General features: G+C 51.1%; 19 protein-coding genes. 8 read left to right on the top strand and 11 right to left on the bottom strand.

Translation table 11 applies throughout. The features are described 5' to 3' along the window. Positions 1-26 precede the first annotated feature (26 nt). The 3 genes from J3P40_RS04755 to J3P40_RS04745 form a co-directional block, all read right to left on the bottom strand. A complete protein-coding gene (locus tag J3P40_RS04755; protein WP_256003413.1) occupies positions 27-413 on the bottom strand; it encodes a DUF2946 family protein in 387 nt (128 codons plus the stop codon). Between the two features lie 171 nt (positions 414-584). Further along, on the bottom strand, positions 585-1,358 hold the full coding sequence (locus J3P40_RS04750) for a phytanoyl-CoA dioxygenase family protein (protein WP_256003411.1): 774 nt from the start codon (positions 1,356-1,358) through the stop codon (positions 585-587). Positions 1,359-1,485: 127 nt separating this feature from the next. Next, positions 1,486-2,664, bottom strand: a complete 1,179-nt coding sequence (locus tag J3P40_RS04745) for an ATP-binding protein (protein WP_256003409.1) — start codon at positions 2,662-2,664, stop codon at positions 1,486-1,488. A gap of 203 nt (positions 2,665-2,867) precedes the next feature. Between J3P40_RS04745 and J3P40_RS04740 the strand changes: the two genes are divergently transcribed. The 4 genes from J3P40_RS04740 (at position 2,868) to J3P40_RS04725 (ending at position 6,796) form a co-directional block, all read left to right on the top strand. After that, entirely contained in the window at positions 2,868-3,422 is a 555-nt protein-coding gene (locus J3P40_RS04740; protein ID WP_256003407.1) for a dihydrofolate reductase family protein, read from the top strand. Next, positions 3,409-5,145 (top strand): S41 family peptidase, encoded by a 1,737-nt coding sequence (locus J3P40_RS04735; RefSeq protein WP_256003405.1) that lies wholly within the window; start codon positions 3,409-3,411, stop codon positions 5,143-5,145. Before J3P40_RS04740 ends, J3P40_RS04735 begins: the two co-directional genes overlap by 14 nt. A gap of 99 nt (positions 5,146-5,244) precedes the next feature. Continuing rightward, the gene (locus tag J3P40_RS04730) at positions 5,245-5,946 is read left to right on the top strand and encodes a ferredoxin reductase domain-containing protein (RefSeq protein ID WP_256003403.1); all 702 of its coding nucleotides are present in this window, start codon (positions 5,245-5,247) and stop codon (positions 5,944-5,946) included. Then, positions 5,930-6,796: a helix-turn-helix domain-containing protein gene (locus J3P40_RS04725; protein ID WP_256003401.1), complete on the top strand. Its 867-nt coding sequence runs from the start codon at positions 5,930-5,932 to the stop codon at positions 6,794-6,796. The genes J3P40_RS04730 and J3P40_RS04725 overlap by 17 nt, the downstream gene beginning before the upstream one ends. Positions 6,797-6,799: 3 nt before the next feature. Here the strand turns inward: J3P40_RS04725 and J3P40_RS04720 are convergent, their stop codons facing one another. Beyond that, entirely contained in the window at positions 6,800-7,360 is a 561-nt protein-coding gene (locus J3P40_RS04720; RefSeq protein WP_256003399.1) for an RNA polymerase sigma factor, read from the bottom strand. A 274-nt stretch (positions 7,361-7,634) separates the two neighbouring features. Between J3P40_RS04720 and rluF the strand changes: the two genes are divergently transcribed. From rluF to J3P40_RS04705, 3 genes are read left to right on the top strand one after another with little or no spacing between them, the layout of a single operon-like run. After that, complete coding sequence (gene rluF, locus J3P40_RS04715; protein WP_256003397.1) at positions 7,635-8,576, top strand: 23S rRNA pseudouridine(2604) synthase RluF; 942 nt, start codon at positions 7,635-7,637, stop codon at positions 8,574-8,576. A gap of 26 nt (positions 8,577-8,602) precedes the next feature. After that, positions 8,603-9,652 (top strand): dual-specificity RNA methyltransferase RlmN, encoded by a 1,050-nt coding sequence (gene rlmN / locus J3P40_RS04710; RefSeq protein ID WP_256003396.1) that lies wholly within the window; start codon positions 8,603-8,605, stop codon positions 9,650-9,652. Between the two features lie 49 nt (positions 9,653-9,701). Next, positions 9,702-10,421 carry a ComF family protein gene (locus tag J3P40_RS04705; RefSeq protein WP_256003395.1) on the top strand — a complete coding sequence of 240 codons (720 nt, stop codon included), beginning with the start codon at positions 9,702-9,704 and terminating at the stop codon, positions 10,419-10,421. A gap of 348 nt (positions 10,422-10,769) precedes the next feature. Here J3P40_RS04705 and J3P40_RS04700 read toward each other — a convergent pair whose 3' ends face one another. Together J3P40_RS04700 and glyA are read right to left on the bottom strand one after the other, a co-directional pair. Continuing rightward, positions 10,770-12,791, bottom strand: coding sequence for an ATP-binding protein (locus tag J3P40_RS04700; protein ID WP_256003394.1), 2,022 nt, complete (start codon positions 12,789-12,791; stop codon positions 10,770-10,772). Between the two features lie 3 nt (positions 12,792-12,794). Next, positions 12,795-14,066: a serine hydroxymethyltransferase gene (gene glyA / locus J3P40_RS04695; RefSeq protein ID WP_256003393.1), complete on the bottom strand. Its 1,272-nt coding sequence runs from the start codon at positions 14,064-14,066 to the stop codon at positions 12,795-12,797. 92 nt (positions 14,067-14,158) lie between these two features. On the opposite strand from glyA, the gene dxs reads away from it, so the two are divergent. Then, the gene (dxs, locus tag J3P40_RS04690) at positions 14,159-16,090 is read left to right on the top strand and encodes a 1-deoxy-D-xylulose-5-phosphate synthase (RefSeq protein ID WP_256003392.1); all 1,932 of its coding nucleotides are present in this window, start codon (positions 14,159-14,161) and stop codon (positions 16,088-16,090) included. Between the two features lie 5 nt (positions 16,091-16,095). On the opposite strand, the gene treY is transcribed toward dxs, so the two are convergent. The 5 genes from treY to J3P40_RS04665 all read right to left on the bottom strand — a co-directional run bounded on the left by treY (position 16,096) and on the right by J3P40_RS04665 (position 25,081). Next, positions 16,096-20,145 (bottom strand): malto-oligosyltrehalose synthase, encoded by a 4,050-nt coding sequence (gene treY, locus J3P40_RS04685; protein WP_256003389.1) that lies wholly within the window; start codon positions 20,143-20,145, stop codon positions 16,096-16,098. After that, a complete protein-coding gene (gene treZ, locus J3P40_RS04680) occupies positions 20,051-21,895 on the bottom strand; it encodes a malto-oligosyltrehalose trehalohydrolase (RefSeq protein WP_256003388.1) in 1,845 nt (614 codons plus the stop codon). The genes treY and treZ overlap by 95 nt, the downstream gene beginning before the upstream one ends. Further along, positions 21,892-24,012 (bottom strand): glycogen debranching protein GlgX, encoded by a 2,121-nt coding sequence (gene glgX / locus J3P40_RS04675; protein ID WP_256003387.1) that lies wholly within the window; start codon positions 24,010-24,012, stop codon positions 21,892-21,894. Before glgX ends, treZ begins: the two co-directional genes overlap by 4 nt. Positions 24,013-24,017: 5 nt before the next feature. Then, positions 24,018-24,173, bottom strand: a complete 156-nt coding sequence (locus J3P40_RS04670; protein WP_256003386.1) for a hypothetical protein — start codon at positions 24,171-24,173, stop codon at positions 24,018-24,020. A 104-nt stretch (positions 24,174-24,277) separates the two neighbouring features. After that, a complete protein-coding gene (locus tag J3P40_RS04665; protein ID WP_256003385.1) occupies positions 24,278-25,081 on the bottom strand; it encodes an SDR family NAD(P)-dependent oxidoreductase in 804 nt (267 codons plus the stop codon). Between the last annotated feature and the right edge of the window lie 67 nt (positions 25,082-25,148).

The following is a 25,148-nucleotide window of genomic DNA, read 5'->3' as shown; positions in this document are numbered from 1 at the left end:
AAAGAATACGGAACTGACAGGGAATATCAACTCCGGGGCGGGCCCCTGCTGCTGGAAGCGTCTGTATACCTTCGAGGGCTGAACAAAACGCGGGCATCAGATCTATCTTTTAAACTGACCTCAAAGAAAGTAAACCTGTAGCCCGGAACAGGCGCCTCTGCGGGCTGTTGGTGGGCCAGGTAGTCACATACGGGACACTTGCTATCTGCCGCAGCATGGCCGTGGCTGTCTGTCAGGGAAACCTTATGAAGATCGTCAGGATCACCAAGCTGATGGTGCTCCTGAAATACATGATGGTGATGATGCACAAGCTGCGCGAAAGGCTGCAACACAAATTGCAGCAACAGCACCGCAGCAACCACTCTTATCATTGCAGTTACATCAACAGAACCAAATATGCCTCTCTTTTTCAATTGCACCAAAGTTGCATTTATTTTTAAGACCAGTCAACTTTTTTTGCAATGATTTTTTCTGGACCCGAAAACACGAAACTGAAAAAGGCCCGTACGAACGCGGGCCTTTTTCAACGAAGATATTTTGACCCAGCAAAAATCTCAACACTTGGAGAATCGAAAATTGCCATTTCAAAGCTCCAAAGCGCTTCGTATCGCCTCTTCGACCGGACTATCACCCCTCTTAATATCGAACGCACCTCTTAGCAACAAAGGCGGTTGCGCCATAAACTTGGGCGCCGTCCCGCGATGCTTTTGCGCGGCATGGACCAGGAAAGGGTGACAAAGATATACGGTACCAGCTTTTCCAGTGGTGAGCGCTTCCTCTCGTTCGGGCAACCCGGCAAGCCTGCCCGCGAGTTCCATAAACGAAAGCCCTGTCTCCCCTTCGGGCTCCAGCAGCCTGGCCACATCATTATGCGACCCCTTGCGTATGCGGGTGGGTGCGTCATGTTCACCCACATCTGAGAACAGAAATAGCATAAGCAAAGCACGGCCTTTGGAATGCACGTTAACCCGCGCGCTAAAAAAGTCGGCCGGATCCTCGCCAGGAAAACCGGCATCTACATGCCATCCGGTATCACCTGAATCTACCGCCGAGGGAAACCGAACCGGGAAGGCGCCCATGCTCATGCAGGGAATCCACTTACCTTTACCTGCCAGCTGGTCGAATGCACTGTGCAGGGCCGGGCTGTTAGCGGCTTTAACAAACGGTTCCTGTGTATACATGCCGAGCCATACCACGGGTTTCGTCCAGGTAGATGGGTCATCGGGTTTCGCAGGAATATCTTTCCAGAGAATTTCTCTCGCCTGTGCAGCAAGATCGGCAGAAAAAGCGTTGTCCAGACGGATAAAGCCGTCGGTAATAAATGACTGTATTTGTTGAGTGCTTAAGGTGTTGTGCATAATGTTTCATATAAAATTCAGACAATAAAGAATTCGTGCTCCTTCCGGAACATTGGTCTTTTAAGACGTGAAATTGATATTATAACATTACGGTCATCCTCATATACCAAATATACGGACTTATTGATCATTTTACCAACTGTAAAAACTCCGCCAGTCCAATTGCTTCCGTGTTTTCTTGTAGGGGATATCGCTCTTTGCCGCCGTAAATGACGAATTTCTGCGTCGCCCCGATATCCTCACATGCGGCGTAAAAGCCCCGGCCCGGCCGCGGAGCAGAGGATCGCTTCACTTCCAATGCCCATACCTGATTGTTCGGCCCTTCCAGTACAAGGTCGACTTCGGTCTGGGTTGTTGTTCTATAATAGCTGTATTGCCATGTACCCGGCAATTGCACGATGATGTTTTCTATGACAAAGCCTTCCCAGCTTGCGCCGAGAACAGGATTTCCCATGAGATCGTCGAAACCCGGTATATTGAGTAGCTTGTGCAGTAAACCACTGTCACGGATATATATCTTCGGTGACTTGACAAGCCTTTTCTTTGTGTTTCCAGACCAGGGCTGAATCTGCCTGACCATGTAAAAATCTACCAGGATATCCAGATATGACTTGATGGTTGTATGGCTCACTTCTAAGCTTTTGCCCAGTTCTGAATATACTGCCTGCTGGCCGTGATAATGTGCTAGCATAGACCAGAACTTCTTCATCCTGTTTGGCTGAATTTGCGGTCCCATGAGCGGGATATCACGTTCCACATAAGTGGAAATAAAGTCGTTACGCCATTCCCAGCTCTGCTCATCGCTAGAAGCCAGGTAACTATCAGGAAAGCCCCCTCTGAACCACAGTTTATCGGGATTAAATCCGAGCGGGTCATGGTTTATGATTTCAAGTGCATTAAAGGGCGTTAACTCAATATACCTGATTCTGCCTGCAAGCGTTTCGGAAGATTGCTGCAGCAAATCGCGGGAAGCTGAGCCGAGCAACAGAAAGTGTCCCGCTTTTTCTCCGTTGCGCTTTCTCATGTCTACCAAACCTCTTAATACACGGAACAGATCGGGTTTACGCTGTACTTCATCGATGATTAAAAGCTGACCCGAGAACTTCCTCAGGTAAGCTTCCGGATCGTCCAGTTTATTCATATCTGAATCCAACTCTAAGTCGAGGTATTCAGAAGTTTTGGAAAGCTGCTCGGCTATCTGCAATGCCAGTGTAGTTTTACCAGCCTGCCTTGGCCCTAATAGTGCCACGACTGGTACATTCTGTAGCCCAGCAATCAGCTTTTCAGTTAAATTACGCCTAATCATTTTTTCTGCAATTTGAAAGTTAAGCTTTCAATTATATATCAAATATACGCTAAAACCTTGCAATTTGAAAGTTAAACTTTCAAATTGCAAGGTTTTGCTGGCTATGGTAATGCTTCGTTGCGAAATTCAAATCGTGAATTTTTGTTTAGTTATGCAGATTTTGAGTTATATTGACTTGGATAGCACACACTAACCAAGATCAAATGAGAAAGCTTATTTATGGAATTAACCTCACAATGGACGGCTGCTGCGAACACACCAGTATCCCGCACGTTGGAGATGATGTTCACCAATACTTCCGCGAATTGCTGGAAGATTCCGGCACGCTGCTGTATGGGCGGAAAACGTATGAACTGATGGTTCCGTTCTGGCCGGATATTGCCCGGTCGCAGTCCCTGGACGAATCCTCTAACGCCTTTGCCAAAGCATTTGACCGGCTTGAACGCGTAGTGGTTTCCAGAACGCTCGACAATGCAGATGAGCGTACGACGATCATTCGCGACAACCTGAAAGAAGAGGTTCTGAAACTTAAGCAGCAAGCGGGAAAAGCTATCTCCACCGGAGGCGTTGCGTTACCCGCTGAACTGATCGAACTGGGTCTTATCGATGAATTTCATGTGGTAGTCCACCCCTTCCTCTGCGGTCAGGGGCGTCGCCTCTTCAGCGAAATGCACCTGCCCGAAACTATGGAGTTGAAACTGCTAAGCACTAAAACACTCCCCAGCGGTTGTATTGCACTACGGTATGAAAAATTTTGATGCTTCTATGAAAGGACTTCTCACCGCCTTCTTGCTCGTAGTAACTATTTTTAGCTGCGATGCCAGGCAATCTACCCGAACCGATACGACATTTGCTAAAGGTTCAAACATCAAACTCGCCAGCCCAAGCCCGCAGCAGGTTTCCAACCTCGCTTTTCTCGGACAATTTTGGGGCTTTCTGAAATACCATCACCCATCGGTTGCGAAGGGCGCTTACAACTGGGACTTTGAGTTGTTCCGCATGCTGCCTGGGGCGATTGCTGCAAAAAACAATGAGGAGTTGAGCAAGTCGCTGGAAGCTTACCTGGAAGGCCTGCCCAGACCCGCATCATGCCCCGACTGCGGCATAAAATCCAAAAAACGGATCGCACTTAACCCCGATTACGGCGAACTTTTCAACGGTAAAATTGCCAATGCATCCCTAACCGAAAAACTGAATTACATCAGAGACAACAGGCACCTCGGTGCGGGATATTATATAGCCTATGCCAGCGTTGGCAACCCCGATTTCAGGAACGAAAATGACTATGCTGATATGCCCTACCCTGATGCTGGTTACAGGCTGCTTAGTTTGTACAGATACTGGGCCATGATCAACTATTTCTTCCCTTACAAAGACCAGATTGATCAGGACTGGAACCAGGTGCTCAAAGATTTTATACCGGCCTTTGTGCAGGCAAATGACGAACGGGCTTACGTGGTGGCAACAACCAAACTTATCGCAAAAATAAGCGATACCCATGCCAATCTCTGGGGCAGCCGTCGTGCGGTGAACCTTTTAAAAGGCGACTATCTTACCCCGGTTCAGGCAAAATTCATTGAAAATAAACTGATCGTTACAGGCTTCTATACCGATACTCTCGGACTAAAAAGCAAAATGACGATTGGGGAAGAGATCGTGGCCATCAATGGCAGGCCTGTACCCGAGCTTGTCAAAGCATATCTCCCCATGGTAGCAGCATCCAACTACGACACACAATTAAGGGATCTGCCCTTTAACTTTTTACTTCGCGGCCATGAACCCAGCATGAAACTTACCGTTAGAGGCGACAAAGGCAACAGAGAGGTGATGCTAAATATGCTTACACAGGGTTTCAGGTTCACAAACATTGATTATACCAGACCCGGTGGGTATGAACTTATTGATGGTAATATAGGCTATGTGTATCCGGCAAAATATAAGAATACCGACCTTCCCGCCATAAAGAAGCTGTTTGCTAACGCGCAGTCGATTGTCGTTGATATGCGGTGTTATCCCTCCGACTTCATGCCGTTCACTTTTGGCAATTACATCAAAAAAAAGCATTCCCCTTTTGTGAATTTCACCAGAGCAGATCTTCAGCGCCCGGGTGAGTTTAGCTTCGCGGACCAGCCTTTAAAGAATGGAGGTGGTGGACAATTCAGCGGAAATGTCATCGTCATAGTTGATGCCAGCAGCCAGAGTAATGCGGAATATACGACTATGGCATTCCAAAGCGCAGCAAACGTAAGAGTGCTCGGCAGCACAACTGCCGGTGCCGATGGCAATGTCTCCCGCATCGTTTTACCCGGCGGCTTGTCTACCATGATCTCTGGAATTGGCATTTTCTATCCTGACGGCACCCCTACCCAAAGGGTTGGCGTTAAAATCGACTACCCGATGAAACCGACCATTAAAGGCATACAGCAAGGCAAGGACGAATTGCTCGACCGGGCCATTGAACTGCTGCGCAAGGGCTGGTAAAAATCCCGGCGAACAGCCCTCGATTTATCCACCTTTACCCTTGCTTTTGAACAGCCCTGGCCATTCCGGACTTGTATTTTTGCCTTAAAAAAACACTTTATGGCAAACATGATGAAGAAGGCGGTAGACGGCCTGCTGGAAAGACTATTAAAACCGGCCCGGGTGCTCGACATCAGGGAGTGGGATGCTGCACCGGTATTTGAAATAGACCTTTCCTTCCCGGCAGCGAAGATGATGACCTGGAATGCGGTGAAACGTTTGAAGTGCAAGGTGGGCATGCTGGAATACCGCGATTATACCCCCGCCCGCTGGGATGGTGTACGGCAAACCTGTACCTTGATAGTGGAGGCGGGTCACCGTGGTGCCGGAAGCCGCTGGGTTCGTGAACTGCAGGTGGGCGACGAGGTACTACTCGACGAGGCGCATGGCGCAAACCTGCCATCGGCTCCGGGCCGCGTACTGGGACTGGGTGATGGTAGTGCAATAGGCCATTTTATTGCCTTAAAGAATCTTCTGCATGAGCAGAATCCGCTTGACACGACTTTGTTCCTGCCTGAGATTTCGACAACGCTATATCATACGCATGACGACTCGTTTGAGAATAGGTATTCAGACCTGACCTTCGTCCGTGGTGCCGAAAGGTTTGCGGCACATCGCAACTGGCTGCTGGAGCAAGACCTTTCTGTTTATTCTTTTATTTATCTTGCGGGTAATATCCCGATGATTAAAAAGCTTCGTGCTATGCTCAAAGAACGAACCGCCCCGAACGTAAAGATATATACCCATGGCTTCTGGTCGTAAAATCGCGCTGGTGCCCATGCAAAACGGCTTTTCCGGATTCAGCATTATGAGTTTCGACTTTGACCATGAAAAAGCGACTTCCAATCCGTATCTGCCGCACCGCCACGACTATTACTGCTGCTTCCTTGCCCTTACCGGATTTGTCCGTTTTGTGCTCGATTCGGTCGCGCTTGAAATAAACGAACCCTCCCTGATGATTTGCCGGCCGGGCCAGGTACATCATGTTGAGGCAGCCGATGGGATCAGGGGCTGGATGCTCTGCTTTGAGTCGGGGCTGGTCGACGATGCAGCACGCCAGGTATTCGAACAGCACCCGTCAGATGCGCCCCTGATCCTGTCGCTGAACCATGCCAACCAGTCCTGGTTTTCCGGTCTTCTGGAGAATATTGCGCAAAATGTCTCTTCCCTTCAGGGCGACCGCTTTTCCAGGCAGACGAGCCATGCATTGATCAGCGCCTTTATTTACCGGACAGCATCGCTGCTGGGCGGGCGGCAACCGGGTCTGCAGGTCGCAGCTCACGCGTCTAGAGCTAGTGAAATCGCTCAGCAATTTCAGGAACTTGTGAGCAGAAATTACACGAAGCTTAAGAATGCATCAGCTTACGCCGAACTTTTAAACATATCCACCGGACACCTCAACGACTCCGTCCAGCGAAATACCGGACTCTCTTCTTCTGACATCATCCAGCAAGCAATATTGGTCGAGGCCAAACGCCTCCTCGTATACACCACCAAAACCGTCGGCGAGATTGCCCGGCAGCTGGGCTATCAGGATGAGAAGTATTTCAGCAGATTCTTCAGCAAAAAGGCGGGCATGAGTCCGTCAACATTTCGCAAGCTCAGCTTATAGCGATTACCACAACACCGTAAAATTGATGTTGTCTTTCAGGATCTTAATAGCATTTCCGACCTGCTTCTTTACCGTTTTGTCGGAAATGCCTAACTGCTCGGCGATTTCCTTATGGCTTAGATTTGCGTTGCGGCTGAGAAGAAAAATTTCCTGCATTTTCCTGGGCATACGGCTCACCTCTTTCTCGATTTGTTCCGCAAGCTCTTTGGCACGCATGGCTTCGTCCGTGTTGAAGTCGCCGGCGTCTATATATTGCTGCAGGGAATCGAGGTAATTGGTTTTGATGTGCCGGTGTGCCAGGGCATTGATCACTTTATTCTTCACCGCCCGGTACAGGTAGGCGGATAGCGCGCCGCCAAAATTAAGTTCCGAGCGTTTTTCCCAAATGGTTATAAAAAGATCGTGAATGAGGTCTTCGGCCTCGTCTTCATCCTTAAGTCGTTTCCGTGCATGCAGGTAAAGCAGCTCCATATAGCGGTTATAAATCTCGGTAAACGCATCGCGGTTGCCCTCGCGGAGCATTTGAAGCAGGTCCTGATCGCCATATGTGCCCAAATCCGTCATTGAATATTACATATTCCTTAAACGAATTTACTCATTTCTCCCCGTTTTAACAAAGGAGGAAATTTTGACTTCTGCAAAATTCCTCCGCCTGATGGTTGGGTATCTCCTGGGCATGACTGGGCTCAAAGCATGCTTAGCCCGGTAAATGCCCAGCAAATGCGCAGCCAGGCCCAAGCGAAGCCAGAATTGATATTTTGGTAGTATATATGGTTATAAAATGATTCCTTTGTAAAATATTTCTGGACCGCATTTTTAAAACCCTTACACCCAGCACATGCAAGACGCAACTATTCGTTTAAATAAGTACATCAGCGAGAGCGGCCTTTGTTCGAGGAGGGCGGCCGACAGGTACATTGAGCAGGGAAATGTATTCATTAACGGGAAACGCGCTAAGGTGGGCGACAAGGTCTTCTTTGGTGATGTGGTTACGGTAAACGGCCAGACCATTGAACCGGCGCAGGCAGAAAACACGGTGCTGATCGCGTATAACAAACCCGTGGGTATTACAAGTACTACCGAAGCCGGGGTTAAAGGCAATATTGTAGATCATGTGAATTACAGCGAGCGGGTCTTCCCTATCGGGCGTCTCGACAAGGATTCGCAGGGACTGATCTTTCTGACAAACAATGGCGACCTGGTGAATAAGATCCTGCGCGCAGGAAACAATCATGAGAAGGAATATGTCGTGACGGTGAACAAGCCGGTAACGGATGCCTTTGTGGCCAATATGGCTAAAGGCGTGCCTGTGCTTGGCGTTATGACCAAAAAGTGCAAGGTGATAAAGGAGTCGGCCAACGTATTTCGCATTACGCTCATACAGGGGCTCAACCGGCAGATCAGGCGCATGTGCGAGCATTTTGGATATGAAGTAACCAAGCTGGAGCGTGTGCGGATCATGAACGTCAGTCTGAAAGGCATTCCCCTGGGTGAATGGCGTGAACTGAGCCCGGAAGAACAGCAGGAGCTGTATAAGTTGCTGGAGAAATCGAGTTCACTGGAGCAGGCTTCCAAACCGCAACCGGCAAAGAGTTCATCCAAACCGCAGCGCGAGAAGCCGGCAAAGGAAAAGGCTAAAGGCCGGCCGGAAAAAACTTCTAAGGCGGCTGCGGCTACAGGCAGGAATGCCGACCGACGCTCGGGCAAGAAACCGGCGGCTGCGGCGGGCGACTGGAACCGGACGGGCGGGCCGCCTAAACGTGCAGCAAAAAGACGTTAATTTTTTTTGGTATCTTTGCACCCGCAATGCTTCCTACGAAAAAAACAGATATCCGCGCACTCGATCTTACTCAGTTACAGCAACATCTTGCTGAAATGAAAGAGCCAGCCTTCCGGGCCAAACAGGTTTACCAATGGCTTTGGGAAAAGTCTGCCCGCAGCTTCGAGGAGATGAGCAACCTCTCTAAAGACCTGCGACGAAAACTTGATGAGCATTACTCGATCAACACGGTGGAAGTGAACAACGCCAAAATCAGCAGTGACCATACCATTAAGAGTACGTTCCGGCTGCACGACGGCAACCTGGTGGAAGGCGTCCTGATTCCTATGGATGAACGCATGACGGCCTGCGTGAGTTCACAGGTGGGCTGCAGCCTGACCTGTAAATTTTGCGCCACAGGCTATATGGACCGCAAACGCAACCTGAATGCCGACGAAATCTATGACCAGGTAGTGCTCATTGATCAGCAGGCGAAGCAGAACTACAATGCGCCGCTGACCAATATCGTTTATATGGGCATGGGCGAACCCCTGCTGAACTATGCCAACGTGTTGAAATCGATTGAGCGCATCACGGCTCCTGACGGCCTCAATATGTCGTACAAGCGCATCACGGTGTCTACAGCCGGTATTGCCAAGATGATTAAGAAACTGGGCGACGACGGTGTAAAGTTTAACCTTGCTTTGTCGCTCCACGCAGCGAACGACAAAAAGCGAAACGAGATCATGCCGATCAATGAGGCAAATTCGTTGAAGTCGCTGGAAGAAGCGCTGAAATATTATTTCGCAAAGACCAAGAACCCAGTCACCTACGAATATATTGTGTTCAATCATTTCAATGATGAGCTGGAGGACGCAAAAGAACTGGCCAGGTTCTGCAAGCATATCCCCTGCAAGGTTAACCTGATTGAATACAACCCCATCCAGTTTGCCGATTTTATAAATGCGGAGGGGGACAAAATAGATGCTTTCTCCAATTATCTGAAAAGTCAGGGCATCACCACCAACATCAGAAGAAGTCGCGGTAAGGATATTGATGCGGCATGCGGTCAGCTCGCCGTGAAAGAAGGTCAGTAAATACGGCTCCCGCCTACCGCGGAATAGCGGAAATTCATTAGCTTAGCCCGTGAAATTTCTCTTTAATGCAGTGGCCGATCTGACGGCGCTGCTCTTCCCTGTACGCTGCTGTGCCTGCAATCGTCACCTGAACCGTGGCGAGTCTGAGCTCTGCACGATGTGTTTGTTTCAGCTGCCTTTTACCGATCATCACCTGCATCGCGACAACCGCGTGGCGCGTAAATTATGGGGAAGAGCGGAGGTCGCACATGCCATGTCGCTCCTCGCTTTTAAAAAAGGGAACTTGACCCAAGGTCTGGTACATCGCCTGAAATATAAGGGCAGGAGATCTGCAGGTATTATGCTGGGCAGAATGATAGGCAGGAGGCTGGAAGAGGCGGCGCAACAGCATGAAGGCCGTGGTGGGTTCCGAAACATCGACCTTATTATCCCGGTACCGCTGCACAAAACCAAACAGCGCATGAGAGGTTTTAACCAGAGTTATTTTCTGGCAGTCGGGATAGCCGAACATCTGTGCATCCCTGTAAGCACAACAGTGCTGCTTAGGACACGTGCCGGTTCCAGTCAGACCACCAGAAACCGCTACGACCGGACGGAAAATCTGTGTAATGCTTTTCAATTGAAAAAGCCGGGGGCGGTAGCAGGCAAGCACATCCTGCTGGTCGATGACGTCATAACCACAGGCGCTACGTTGGAAGCCTGCTGTCTGGCCCTGCAGCCGTACCGTCCAAAGCGTGTAAGCATAGCCGCTCTGGCAAGTGCCGACTAGTTTTTTAAAAAAAATAAAAAAATCAAAACCTTTTGTACGCTGCCGGGTTATTATACCCGAGAGCGTTAATTTAGATGGTAAGAGTCGGTATTTTCTTCGTGAAGTACCGGCTCTTTACTTTTATAGCTTTTTTCCTTTTGAAGGCCAGGCAACTAAACAAATAAGTAAGATTTATTTTGCTAATACCGGTAAAAGTCGCATCTTTGTGGTGAGAGCGTTAATTTAAGGGTCGACGCTTCAACGCCAGTTGATTGTCGGCCCTTTATTTTAAAAAGATTGCCCCTTAAATAACGCTAAGCAAGTATTTTCTAAATAGATCGAGTTACCGAATGGCTTTGCTCTTTGGGCTTATTTTCTTAGATAGCTATCTAAAATAGCTTTCATATCCGCGGGGCGGAATGGCTTCAGCAGATGTCCGTTCATGCCTGAGGCTTTGAAACGGCCATACTCATGTTCCAGGGTAGAGGCGGTAAGCGCAATGATGGGAACTGTTTTGAATTGTTCGCCCTCCATTTCACGGATAATAGAGGTTGTATCGAAACCGTCCAGTCCGGGCATATTGATATCCATAAAGATCAGATCATATGCTTTAGCAATGATCTTTTCAATAGCCTCTTTACCGTTAGATGCAGAGTCGACCTCAGGCCCCCATTTGTTCAGGATACGGTTGGCAATAAGTATGTTGACGTCATTGTCGTCCACCACCAGTATCTTGCATCCGGCATAGGAGCCTGCCTGCTCGGCAGCGGGGGCATTCTGGTCGTCATGGTCAACCTTTTTATAGCTGATGCTAAAGGAAAAGGCCGTGCCCTCGTGTTCCCTGCTCTGCACCTCTATATCTGAGCCATGCAGTTGAAGCAGTCGGCGCGTAATAGCCAGACCCAGTCCGGTTCCTCCGTACTTTCTGGACACATCTGAGCCTGCTTGGGTAAATGACTCAAAAATATACTCCAGCTTGTCGGCCGGGATACCAATACCATTATCGCGCACTTCAAACAAAACATCTACGGAATCCGCCCGTTCAGCAACCAGCCGGGCGCTGATGTGTATGGTACCGTGACTGGTAAACTTAACCGCGTTGCCCAGCAGGTTCATCAGGATCTGGTACAGCCGGGTCTTATCGCCAAGAATACGCTGGGGAATCTGGTCGTCTATGTTTACTTCCAGCTTGTTGCCCTTTTCCATGGCACTTACCCGGAGCGAATTGGAAATATCGCCGATCAGCGTGCGGATACTGAATGGTATCGATTCGAGCTGCATATTGCCCGTCTCAATCTTAGTCAGGTCGAGGATATCGTTGATGATGTTAAGAAGATTCTCGGCCGAAAACTTGAGCACATTAAGGTCTTCGATCTGCGAGGGTTTCGGGTCGTTGTCTATGAGAAGATTAGTCATGCCGATCACCGCATTGAGGGGTGTGCGTATTTCATGGCTCATCACCGATAGAAACATCTCCTTGGCCTCGCTAAGTTTTACAGCCTGCTCTCTCGATTCAATAATATCCTTTTCTACACGCTTCTTTTCGGTAATATCAATGAGGATCTCTACCTCGCTCTCCAGTTTGCCCTGCGGGTCGAGCACCAGGGTGTTATGTATGGAGAGCCATATCGGCACATTGTCTTTCCTGTAGGCCAGGAGATCTACTGTGAACGACTTGTTTTCCCGGGTCATCGCCCTTGCCCGCTCCATGGCAGCGTAGTCGGTATCAGGGCCAGAGAGCAGATCGCCCAGGCGCTTGCCTCTCAGATCTTCAATGGTATAACCGGTAATATTCGTGAAAGCCGCGTTTACCCACGCTACCTTACTGTTGGCATCGCTGATGACAACGCCGTTATTGATTTTGCTGGCCACGAACGAAAGGCGCATCAGTTCGGTACTTCTCTGCCTCAGCGTAATGTGGGTGATGATTTCATTGGCGAGGGTTTTAAGTCCCTCCCGCTGTTCGGGCGTAAGTTCCCTGGGCCTGGTATCAAATACACCCAGTACGCCCAGCATATGGCCGTTGTCGTCTGTTAAAGGCGCTCCGGCATAAAACCGCACATGAGGATCACCCGATACGCCCGGGTGATCCTTAAAACGCGGATCTTTTGTGGCATCCCGGACCTCCAGGATGTCTTTGCTTTTAATGGTATGCCCGCTGAAGGAGACCTCCCGGGGGACCTCTATTTCGGTTGTGCCCTGAATAGATTTATAAAAAACACGTTCCTCGTCAACCAGCGAAATAACAGCCATCGGAGCCTGACAGATCAGGGCGGCGACTTTACTGATGTTATCAAACTCCTGTTCCCCGGGCGTATCGATGATGTTGAGATTACGCAGGGCTTTCAGTCGCTCAATTTCACTGGCTGAAGGACCGGTACTTTCGGGCATAGGCTACTTATAAAGTGGGAAACTGGCAGAAAGCTCGCGTACACGGGCCCGTACTGCAGACAGATTTGACTCATCTTCCGGATTACTGATCACCTGATCGATCAGATCCACGATGGTTTCCATCTCAGATTCCTTTAGGCCCCTGCTGCTGATCGCCGCCGTTCCAACCCGGATACCGGAAGTTACAAACGGTGAGCGGTCGTCAAAAGGAACCATGTTTTTGTTTACCGTAATATCGGCCATCTCCAGAGCGTGCTCTGCAAGCTTTCCGGTGATGTTCTTATTGCGAAGGTCAATCAGCATCAGGTGGTTATCGGTACCCCCAGAGATAATACCGTAGCCTTTTGCGACAAAAGCTTTGGCCATGGCCTGTGCATTTGCCTTCACCTGCTTGATATAAGCAAGATACTCGTCGCTCAATGCCTCACCGAAAGCGATAGCTTTGGCCGCAATGATGTGCTCAAGCGGACCGCCCTGTGTTCCGGGGAATACCGCCATATCAAGTACAGAAGACATCATTCGGGTCTCCCCTTTAGGTGTCTTCAATCCGAATGGATTTTCAAAGTCTTTGCCCATCATGATCATACCGCCACGTGGACCTCTCAGGGTTTTGTGCGTGGTGGTGGTAACAATATGGCAATGCGGCAGCGGATTGCTAAGCAGTCCGCGGGCGATCATCCCGGCCGGGTGGGAAATATCTGCCAGTACCAGCGCACCGATCTCGTCGGCCACACTGCGGATAAAGGCATAATCCCAGTCACGCGAATACGCAGAAGCACCGCATATGATCAGTTTCGGACGTTCTGCCAAAGCCACTTCTTTAAGCTTTTCGTAATCAATAAGGCCGGTTTCTTTTTTTACTCCATAAAACAAGGGCTGATAGAGCTTTCCCGAAAAGTTGACCGGAGAACCATGGGTAAGGTGTCCGCCGTGCGAAAGGTCGAAACCTAGGATCTTATCACCAGGCTGAACCACAGCAAGCATCACCGCTGCGTTGGCCTGTGCGCCTGAGTGCGGCTGTACGTTTACCCACTCGGCGTTAAATAGTTTCTTTGCACGCTCAATAGCAATGCTCTCCACTTCATCTACCACCTGGCATCCGCCATAGTACCGCTTGCCCGGAAGGCCTTCGGCGTATTTATTGGTCAGGCAGGAGCCCGCAGCTTCCATTACCTGCCTGCTTACAAAGTTCTCTGACGCGATCAGTTCAAGGCCGTTTTCCTGGCGGTCCAATTCCCTGTCAATCAGATCAAAAATTACGTTATCTCTTGTCATTTATAGAAGTATTATTTTGTAAAATTAAGATTTTCCTTCTTAGTTTGACAACAAAATACCTTACTTTGTAGTTTCTATTCTATAATTACTGCATGGAAGACAACAACGGTCCTTTATTACTGCCTGCCATCAACTACCCTGCTGATCTTAAGCAGTACAAGGAACAAGACCTGGAGCAAATCTGCAGGGAACTCCGCCAGTATATAATCGACGTAGTAAGTGTAAACGGCGGTCATTTTGGCGCCAGCCTGGGCGTGGTAGAACTGACTGTTGCCCTGCACTATGCGCTGAACACCCCCTACGATAAACTGGTTTGGGACGTTGGGCATCAGGCCTATGGCCATAAGATACTCACCGGTCGCAAATCTGTTTTCCATACGAATAGAATCCTGAACGGCATCAGCGGATTTCCGAAGATCAGCGAGAGTGAATATGATACTTTTGGTGTGGGCCACTCTTCTACCTCCATTTCTGCCGCACTCGGTATGGCCGTGGCTTCCCAGTTGAAGGGCGAGACCGACCGTCAGCATGTAGCGGTAATAGGCGACGGGGCCATGACTGCAGGCCTTGCCTTTGAGGGCCTGAACCATGCGGGCATTGAAAACTCTAACCTGCTGGTGATCCTGAACGACAACTGTATGTCGATAGATCCCAATGTGGGCGCACTGAAGGAATACCTGACCAATATTACGACATCCAAGTCGTACAACCGTTTCAGGGACGATATCTCGAACGTCCTGATCAAATTATCAGAGCTCGGCCCGAATGCCCATAAGTTTGTTAAAAAGATTGAAAAGAGCATCAAAGGCACTTTGCTAAAGCAGAGCAACCTGTTTGAAGCCCTGAATTTCAGATATTTCGGCCCGGTAGATGGCCACGATGTGGTGCGACTTACGCAGATCATCAAAGACCTTAAAGATATACCCGGACCTAAACTGCTGCATTGTGTAACCGTAAAGGGTAAGGGCTTTGCCCTGGCAGAGAAAGACCAGACCAAGTGGCACGCCCCTGGTTTGTTCGACAAGATCACCGGGGAAATCAAGAAGCCGGTGTCGGAGAAACCGCAGCCGCCCAAATACCAGGACGTGTTTGGACATACGCTTGTGGAACTGGCAGAAGCGAACAGCAAAATTGTGGGTATTACCCCGGCTATGCCTTCCGGCTCTTCCATGAACATCATGATGAAGGCGATGCCCAAGCGGGCCTTCGACGTGGGTATTGCCGAGCAGCATGCGGTAACCTTTTCGGCCGGACTGGCCACACAGGGCCTCGTACCCTTCTGTAATATTTACTCAAGCTTTATGCAACGCGCCTACGATCAGGTGATCCATGATGTGGCCCTACAAAACCTCAACGTGGTGTTTTGCCTTGACCGTGCCGGACTTGCCGGCGCCGATGGCGCCACGCACCATGGTGCATACGACATTGCTTTTATGCGCTGCATTCCTAAGATCGTGGTGTCTTCGCCGATGAATGAGGAGGAACTGCGCAACCTGATGTATACCGCCCAGCAGGAAAATATGGGTACCTTTGTGATCCGATATCCGAGGGGCAGCGGTGTGCTTACCGACTGGAAGCGGCCTCTCAAAGCCATTGAAGTCGGAAAAGGCCGGAAGATCAGCGATGGCGAAGATGTAGCCATCCTCACCATTGGCCATGTGGGTAATTTTGCTGTGGAAGCCTGCCGCGAACTGAACAGTGAGGGCATACACCCGGCACACTACGACATGCGTTTTGCCAAGCCTATCGATGAGGAACTGCTGCACAGTGTGTGCGCCCGTTACAAGCATATTATTACGGTAGAAGATGGCTGCCTGCAGGGTGGAATGGGAAGTGCGGTACTGGAGTTTATGGCCGACCACCAATACACCAATCATGTCATACGCCTGGGCATACCTGATGACTTCATTGAACATGGCGAGCAGCCTGAACTGTGGGCCATATGCAAGTACGACACAGCGGCGATTATGGCCGAAGTGAAGAAACTTGCTGTGGGTCGGACCACAAAGACCATGGCTTCCTAGCGCGGTTACCGCCTGTACAATCTCGCCAGGCGGAACAAACGGTTTTCAAGTTTCGCATCAAGTTCTTTATGCTTTAAGCGCCAGGCCCAATTGCCCTTAATGGTGGCAGGAGTGTTCATCCTCGCTTTTGCCCGTTTGGCCAGAACGTCCTGCACGGGCACAATAGCTATTTTAGCTACTGAGGCATAAGCCAGCCGCATCATCGTTTCCACCACATTATAGCCCGTTACCTTATGCCCTGCATACTGCTCCAGCCGCTTGCCGGTAGCTCCATCGGCCTCCTGCTCGTACCAGCCCTGCATGGTGTTGTTGTCGTGCGTTCCAGTATATACAATACAGTTGCTGTCGGGATAGTTGTGCGGGGTATGTATCGACTCCGGCATGTCTTCGCCAAAACCGAACTGCAATACCTTCATACCAGGAAGCGCATACTGATCGCGCAGCTGGTAAACGTCTTCCGTGATCTCACCCAGGTCTTCCGCGATAAAAGGCAATTGCCCGAAGCGTTTTACGAAGGCGTCGAACAGTGCTTGCCCCGGCCCCTGCACCCAGCTACCCTCTTTAGCTGTCGAAGCTTGTGCCGGCACTTCCCAGTAGGCCGCAAAAGCCCGGAAGTGATCAAGCCGGATGATGTCATACAATTCCAGGTTCTTGGCGATACGGTCGACCCACCAGCGGTATTTGTCTTTAGCCATCGCCTTCCAGTTATACACCGGCATACCCCAGAGCTGTCCGTCGGCGTTGAAGTAGTCGGGCGGCACCCCGGCCACACCCTTTAGCTTGCCTTGCGGACTCACCGAAAAGTATGCCCTGTTCGCCCATACATCGGCAGAATCATAAGCGGTATAAAAAGGCAGGTCGCCAATAAGCTGTATGCCAAGTACCCGGGCGGTCTGACGCAGCTCGTGCCACTGCTTAAAGAACACATACTGCTGCCACTTGATCTCGCGGAGCATATCCTGGTGTTCACCTTCGAAAGCGGCGAGCGCTTTTTCGTCGCGGTTGCGCAAAAGCGCAGGCCAGTCGAACCATGCCCTGCCCTGGTGGGCCGACTTAATGCCCTCGTACAGGGCGTAGTCGGACAGCCAGGGTGATTCCTGCTGACAAAATTCCTCGAAGGCCTGGTCTTCTGCACCGTCCAGTTTCTCTTTGTATTTACGATAGGCCTTAGCAAGCAACTTCTTTTTAAGCTGTTCTACCGGCTGGTAACTGATTTTCTTTTTAGCGCGCGACCAGTTCTTACGGATATCCTCATCGTCGAGCAGCCCTTCCTGGTGCAGCAGTTCGGGACTAATGAGCAGCGTATTCCCGGCCATCACAGAGGTGGCGCTATAAGGCGAATAGGCCTGGTCTTCGGTAAGCGGGTTCATGGGCAGCACCTGCCAGTATTTTTGTCCCGCTCTGGCCAGAAACTGCAGGAAGTCGGCAGCAGCCGGGCCAAAATCGCCTATTCCAAATGCTGAAGGCAGCGAAGAGATGTGCATCAGGATTCCCGCGCCACGCTCAGAGGGCGGGATTTTGGCATAAATCAGGGAAAAAGGCATATCGGCAAAGATCTCACTCAGCGGCAGCTCACGTGAGGCCTTGCCCTCGGCCGACTGCAGCAACTGCTGATACTCGCCGGGAAAAGCTTTTGGCAATACCAGGCGAGTGTCGGCCCAGTCGACCCCAAACAACTCCACAGCCCCTGAACCTGTGATAGACACCAGGCTAACCGGAACGGTGCAGATGACCCACTCCTGGTCGTAACGCCTTGCAAAGGACACCACCGAAGAAGCATGCTTACCCTTCACTTCCACCGGCAGGTAATCGCCCTCGCTAAACAGCGCCGGGTATTTGAGCCGGAGCTGCAGGAGTTTATGCAGCAACAGGAGCTTAACCTTACCGGTATGCGCCTCGCTCAAAAGCGAAGGCAAGGCCGCATCACCCGTCTCAAACTCCTGCAGGTAAGCGGAGCGCAGGGTATAGTCGACCGCCCTGCGGTTGTCCGGGTCTACCATACTGAGGTCCCAGAATTCTGTACCCTGGTAGGTGTCGGGGATCCCGGGACTGCACATCTTAATGATCAGCGCCGCCAGTGAATCGGCCTGTCCGAACTCAGCTACTTTATGGAGAAATGCGGCAAAGACCGGCCAGAACACACCTTTGGTATCGAGTAGGGCCAGGATAAAGTCGCGCGTACCTTCTTCATACACCGTGTCGGGCTCATCCCATTCCGAATTCCGTTTGGATTCCCTAAGTGCCTTTTCTATATATTCGAGCAGACGCTGCTGGTAGTCTTCCGCCTCAGGCCCGGTTACGGGACAGGTGGCTACCAGGGTCTGGTAAATGAAATACTCGTCGTTGGCATCCGGTGCGCCGTTCTGCTTCAGCTCCGCATTCAGCTCGCGCCAGTTGCGCACCTCATCGAGCCATTCCGAACCCAGATCAGTGAGCACATTGAGCCGCGCCCGGGCATCCTCGCCCCGCTTCGTATCGTGCGTGGCCGTGGCATTCATGGCCAGGGGCCAGTCGGAGTAACGCTGGGCAATGGTGTCATGAAACTCTTCCGTCGTGATGCCGAACTGTTCAGGCGAATCGCCCACCTCATTGTTGCCGATAAAGCGGTTGTACGTATACATCAGCGTGTCTTCCACACCCTTGGCCATCAGCGGACCGGTAAACTGCATGAGGCGCTGATACAGCGCAATGTCTTTACGGAACAGGATCTCTTTAAGCGTTTTGATTTGCTCGTGATTATCTCCATGATCGAGTTCTTTGAACAGGTCGCCAAACACCTCAGTCTCCTCCTCCGTAAGGGGATACTGATTGCTGTAATACCTGTACACCGGGCACCTGACGAGGATTTCTGATAGGATTTCCCTGTACGCCGGCAATGCCGGATCTTGCTTCCCCTGCTCCAGATGGGCCGAGACCAACCGCGTAAGGTTATTCAACTCACCCTGCATATAGGCCTGCAGAAACTCGCGTTTCTTGGTATGGATCTGCGATTGTATGGAACTGTCGTGCCGCTCCAGTCCCCGATAAAAACGATTGAATTTCTTTTCTGCTTTGCGGTTGGTAAAGAGCTGATTTAATGTACCCAGGTAGTCGTAGCCCGTAGTGCCCTGGATAGGCCAGGAGACAGGCAGGAGTTCACCGGGCTCAAGGATCTTCTCGACCACAATATAGGTATCAGGTCCGAGCAGCGCTCTTAAACGCAGCAGGTATTGTTCAGGGTCGTAGAGACCATCAACATGGTCGATACGCACACCCTGGAAAATGCCCTGGTCGACCAGCTCCTTTGTAAGCCTGTGATAGGCTTCGAACACTTCTTCACGCTGTATATTAAGGCATATGAGGCTGTTGACCGTAAAAAAGCGCCGGTAGTTCATCTGCTCGTTGCTTTCCTTATAGCTGCAGAGCCGGTAGTGCTGCTGCGCAGCAATATCTTCCAATGGTGCGGAGGTATCCGTATCCGGGCGCAACGGCCAATAGCTGTCGAAATACTTAAAGAACCACTCACCCCCGCGTTCTTCTACGGAGAGTTCATTTCTTTCGATGACCTCCTCGAGAGTACCGCCCAGGAAAGGCACCATAAGCGGCTCTTTCGACAAGTCGCCCGAGATAATATCAAAATAATGCCGGTAAGTTGATGACTCCCCGTTTCTGAGTACATCCATAAGCCAGGTATTATCCTGATGAAAGCCCATGTGGTTGGGCACGATGTCCTGAATCCAACCCATTCCCCGGGCTTTCAGTTTACCCGAGATGCGGACCAGCTCTTCAAGCGTGCCGATCTCCGGATTGATCTCTTCCGGATTGATGCCATCATAACCATGCATGCTGCCCGGAACGGCCTTAAAGATGGGCGAGGCATATATGGTTTTTACACCCAGCCGGTCGAGATAAGGGATGATGTCCTCGAAATGACTGAGGCTGAACTCCTGATTGAACTGTATGCGGTAGGTGGAGACGGGATTATACATGGATGGTAGAATAAGCGATAAAAGATTGTGGTTGGAGGTCGACCGCAGCAGCACCCTCGGCTTGTTCCGGTGCTGCCGCAGGGCCAAGCCATTGCGGATCGGCTGAGTCGATAAGTTTATGCAGTTGAGCCCCGGTGTCTGGCAGCTTTACATGCTGAACCTCAGCAGAGAAGTTCATCAGGCAGATCAGCACATCGTTGCTCCCCTGTGCTTTGCGGGTAAGGCGCAGGCAGGAACCGCCCGGGAGCACTTCGGCATCAACGGCCAGGCGGTCGGTACTGCGCAGCAGAGGGTGACTTTTGCGCAGGGCGATCAGCTCCTTATAAAAGCGGAACATTTCGGCCTGCCCTTGCTCCCTGAGGGCGTCCCAATTGAGGCGCGAACGCTCAAAGGTCTCCTCCGCCTGCGGATCGGGCGCCTCGCCTCCGTTGTGCATGGCGGCAAACTCTTCCTTACGGCCTTTACGGACGAGCTCCACAAGGTCCGGATCGGTGTGGCTTACGAAATACAGGAAAGGATTCTTTTCGCCCCACTCCTCGCCCATAAAAAGCATGGGCAGGAAAGGTGAACACATCACCGCGGCAGCGAGCAGCTTTTGCATCTCGAAGCTGTAAAGCTCCGACGAACGCTCCCCCAACATGCGGTTGCCCACCTGATCGTGGTTTTGGGAGAATACGATAAACTGGCTGCCATCACGGCCCGTTGCTTCCCTTCCAAAGGTTTTGCAGCGTTCCTCAGAAAACATGCCGGTGTATACGTAGGCATCGCGGTAAGATTTGGCCAGGTGCTCCGCACCGTTGAAATCACAGTAGTAGCCCTGCTTAGGTTCGCCGGCGGCAACCCGCAGGGTATGGTGAAACTCGTCGACCCACTGCGCGTCCATGCCCAGGCCGTTTTCACTGAGCGGACTAATGTAACGCGGGTCGTTCAGGTCGGACTCTACAATAAGATAATGCTTTCGGCCGGTCTGCGCCATCAGCTCGTCGGTATACCTGCGTATCTCCTGCAGGATGTGCACAGCGCCAAAATCTTTAATGGCGTGGACGGCATCCAGCCGGAGGGCGTCGATGTGGAAGTTGCGGAACCACATGAGCACGTTCTCAATGAAATAATGCCGCACACCGTCGCAGCCCGAATCGTCGAAGTTGATCGCGTTGCCCCAGGGCGTATGGTATTTGTCGGTAAAGAAGGGGCCAAACTGATCGAGGTAATTGCCTTCCGGTCCCAGATGGTTGTACACCACGTCGAGTACCACAGCTATGCCTTTTTCATGGCAGCGGGCGACCAGCTCCCGGAGTCCTTCGGCACCGCCATAGGCGGAATGCGCCGCAAAAGGAAACACCCCGTCATAACCCCAGTTCCTGTTGCCCGGAAAAGCGGCGACCGGCATAAGCTCGATAGCCGTAATGCCCAGTTCCTTCAAATGATCCAGGCGTTCGGCGATACCTTCAAAATCGCCGCGCGGGCTGAAAGTACCCGTATGCAGTTCATAGATGATATACTCCGACAGCGGAGGGTTCTTCCAGTCGCCCCCCTCCTGCCTGTCCTCGAGGTTCACAGCCAGCGATGGACCGTGCACGCCTTCGGGCTGACAAACCGAGGCCGGATCGGCCAGACGATGCTGCCCGTCGGCCAGGAACCAATAGGTATCTCCCGGCCTGAGTGCGTTGGTGCTCAGATGCCAGTAGCCGTACGACTGCGGCGTGAGCGGCAGTGTTTTATCGCCGGTTACGAGCGAAATCTCTTTTAATTTAGGTGCCCACAGGCATACCTCGGCCAGTCCTTCAGCATTAAAATGAACACCCAGGCCTCTTCGTAATACATCTATCTGTTTCATTTACCTTTTGCTTTCAATACCATGACGGTCCTGCCCCCGACCTCTACCATATCGGAGGCCTTGTAATCCCGGTCGCTCTTGCCGGGCTCACTGGTATCCAGTACAATTTGCCATTCGGCGCCATAGTGCGATACAGGCAGTTTGTACTGCAGGCCTTCGTGGTGTGCGTTAAATATGACGTAAAAACTGTCGTCGGTAATCCGCTTTCCTTCTGTATCCACGCTCCTGATGCCCTTGCCGTTCAGAAACACGGCGAGCGACTTAGCGAAGTCTTCTTTCCAGTTATGCTCCTGCATTTCATCGCCCTCGGGAAGGAACCAGGCGATGTCTTCCACACCGGAGCCTTTGATGGCTTGCCCCTGGAACCATTTACGGCGACAAAAAACAGGGTGCGATTTGCGCATCTGGATCAAGGTTCGGGTGTATTGCAGAAGGTCCTGATCTGCCCCCTTCCAGTCGAGCCAGGAAATCTCGTTATCCTGGCAGTAGGCGTTGTTGTTGCCGCCTTGCGTGCGACCAAACTCGTCGCCCGCCACCAGCATGGGCACGCCCTGCGAGAGGAACAAGGTGGCCAGGAAATTTCGCTTCTGCTGAATTCGAAGATCGTTGATCCGCTCATCGTCGGTCTCTCCCTCTACCCCATAATTGCAGGAGCGGTTATGGTCTTCACCGTCCCTATTGTCTTCGCCATTGGCTTCGTTGTGTTTTTCGTTGTAGCTAACCAGGTCGTGCAGCGTAAAGCCATCGTGCGCGGTGATAAAATTCACACTTGCCGTCGGACTGCGATCGTCGTCCTGATACAAATCGGGACTACCGGTAAAGCGCGAGGCAAACTCGCCAAGCATACTCTCCTCGCCGCGCCAGTAGTCGCGTATGCAATCGCGGTACTTGCCGTTCCATTCGGCCCATCCCTGCGGGAAATTGCCTACCTGGTAACCGCCCTCACCTATATCCCAGGGCTCTGCGATCAACTTCACCTGCGAGATGACGGGATCCTGGTGAATAACACTGAAGAATGATCCGAGCATGTTGACTTCATTTAAGCCCCGCGCAAGCGTAGAAGCGAGGTCGAACCGGAAGCCGTCTACATGCATTTCAGATACCCAGTAACGCAGACTGTCCATCATTAAACGGAGCACGCTCGGAAAATGCGCATTCAGGGTGTTTCCCGTGCCTGTATAATCCATATAGTAGCGCTTATCGTCGGCCAGCCGGTAATACTCCGAATTGTCGATACCCTTGAAAGAAAGTGTAGGCCCCATATGGTTGCCCTCGGCGGTATGGTTGTACACCACGTCTAGAATAACCTCTATGCCTGCCTTATGCAGCGCCTTCACCATATCTTTAAACTCCTTTACCTGTCCGCCCAGCGTACCCGATGAAGAATACCTTGTGTCGGGCGCAAAGAAGCCTATGGTATTGTAGCCCCAGTAATTGCTCAGGCCCTGTTCTATGAGGTGCCTGTCGTTGATAAACTGGTGTACCGGCATCAGTTCGATGGCGGTGATGCCTATCGACTTCAGGTATTTGATCATGACCGGGTGCCCTATGGCTGAGTAAGAACCCCGGATCTCCTCCGGAATGTCGGGGTGTAACTGGGTAAGCCCTTTAACGTGTGCCTCGTAAATGATGGTCTGATGATACGGAATCCTTGGCCCGGCAACGCCTTCCCAGTCGTAGTTTTGGTCGACCACCACCGATTTCGGGATAAACCTGGCGCTATCGGACGCATTGAAGCTCAGGTCATCTTTGCCCGGCTCGTAACCGAACAGCGAATCGTGCCAGTCTATGCGACCCGAAATGGCCTTGGCGTAAGGATCTATCAGCAGTTTGTTGCGGTTGTAACGGTGACCGTTTTCGGGCTCATAGGGGCCGTCGACACGGTAGCCGTAACACTGTCCGGGCCCCAGGCCGGGAACGTACACATGCCATACCTGCCTGCTTTGTTCAGTAAGCGGGATGCATTGTGCAGCCTCATCGCCGGGCGCATCAAAAAGACAAAGTTCTACGCCCTTGGCATTGCCGGCAAACAGCGCAAAGTTTACGCCTTTCCCATCCCAGGTGGCACCAAGCGGATAGGGTTGTCCGGGGTACGCTCTTTTAGTCTTGCTGCTCATAAACCTTACAAAAGTCTGAGAAGATAATCCGGACGTTTACGTTTGATTAACTTTTTAACCGGGACGTTTACTTGCCCCGCACCTTTATGTACGGTAAGCAGGGGAACTCCGGCCTTATCAAAAGCATCGGTCGTGTTACTTTTAAGTTGTTGCGCTTTCATAGAAATCAGTTGTGAGTTGTATTAACGCAGCACAAAAGTTTTTGTTTACCAGCCCGCGTGATTAACGTAGTTTTCCGCCTTGGTGCGTACTTTACAGCACTTTGTCAGCTTTTCTCCGGGTCTACCGGCTTTTGCTGCTGATGCATATTGTGTGCAGCCGCACTATCGGGCAGTACATTGCTCATGGCCACCTGTATTTTATTCTTCAGGCCCGATGTTACCTTGTCTTTCCCACTCATTAGTGCTTCATAGCCGTCCTTCGCTACATCTGCCGGATCAGACATGGCGTCTTTATCCTGAACAATTGTGCTGCTTTGCATATCGGCCTTATTGAAGAAGTCGGTATCTGTAACGCCTGGAAGTAGTGCGGTAACCGTGATGCCTGTCTCTTTCAGCTCCTCCCTGATGCCTTCCGAGAAAGAGAGCACGAAAGCCTTGGTACCATGGTAAACGGCCTGCCATGGTCCCGGAACCTTACTGGCTATAGAAGCGACGTTCAGGATCTTACCGGCATCCTTTTGCAGCATGTCTTTGAGAAACAGTTTGGTGAGTATAACCAGGGAGGAAACGTTGAGCTCTATAATATCAAGCTCCCGCGCTAACTCGTTGTCCTGAAACAGCCCATACACACCCTGACCGGCATCGTTTACCAGTACATCGATGTGTATCCCCATGGATTTAACCTTTTCGTGTACGGCAAAGGATTCGTCGCGGTTAAACAAATCTGCCGCAATGGCGTGCACCTGCACATCCTGCGCACGGAACTCTTCGGCTTTGCGGTCGAGCTCCTGCTGATCGCGTGATACGATGACGAGGTTGTAACCATCGGCAGCAAACAACTTTGCCAATTCATAACCGATGCCGCTTGTAGCGCCCGTAATCAGGGCAAATTGATTTAATGTTTTCATATTCTGATAGGTAGACTGCAAAAAGAACAGTGTACATCACAGAAAAGTTTACGAAAATTACGTGGAG

It is taken from the genome of Pedobacter deserti, from assembly GCF_024436415.1.
Classification (GTDB): domain Bacteria; phylum Bacteroidota; class Bacteroidia; order Sphingobacteriales; family Sphingobacteriaceae; genus Pedobacter; species Pedobacter faecalis.
The sequence above is the reverse complement of the archived record's forward strand: the minus strand, read 5'-3'. Positions and strand labels throughout refer to the sequence as shown.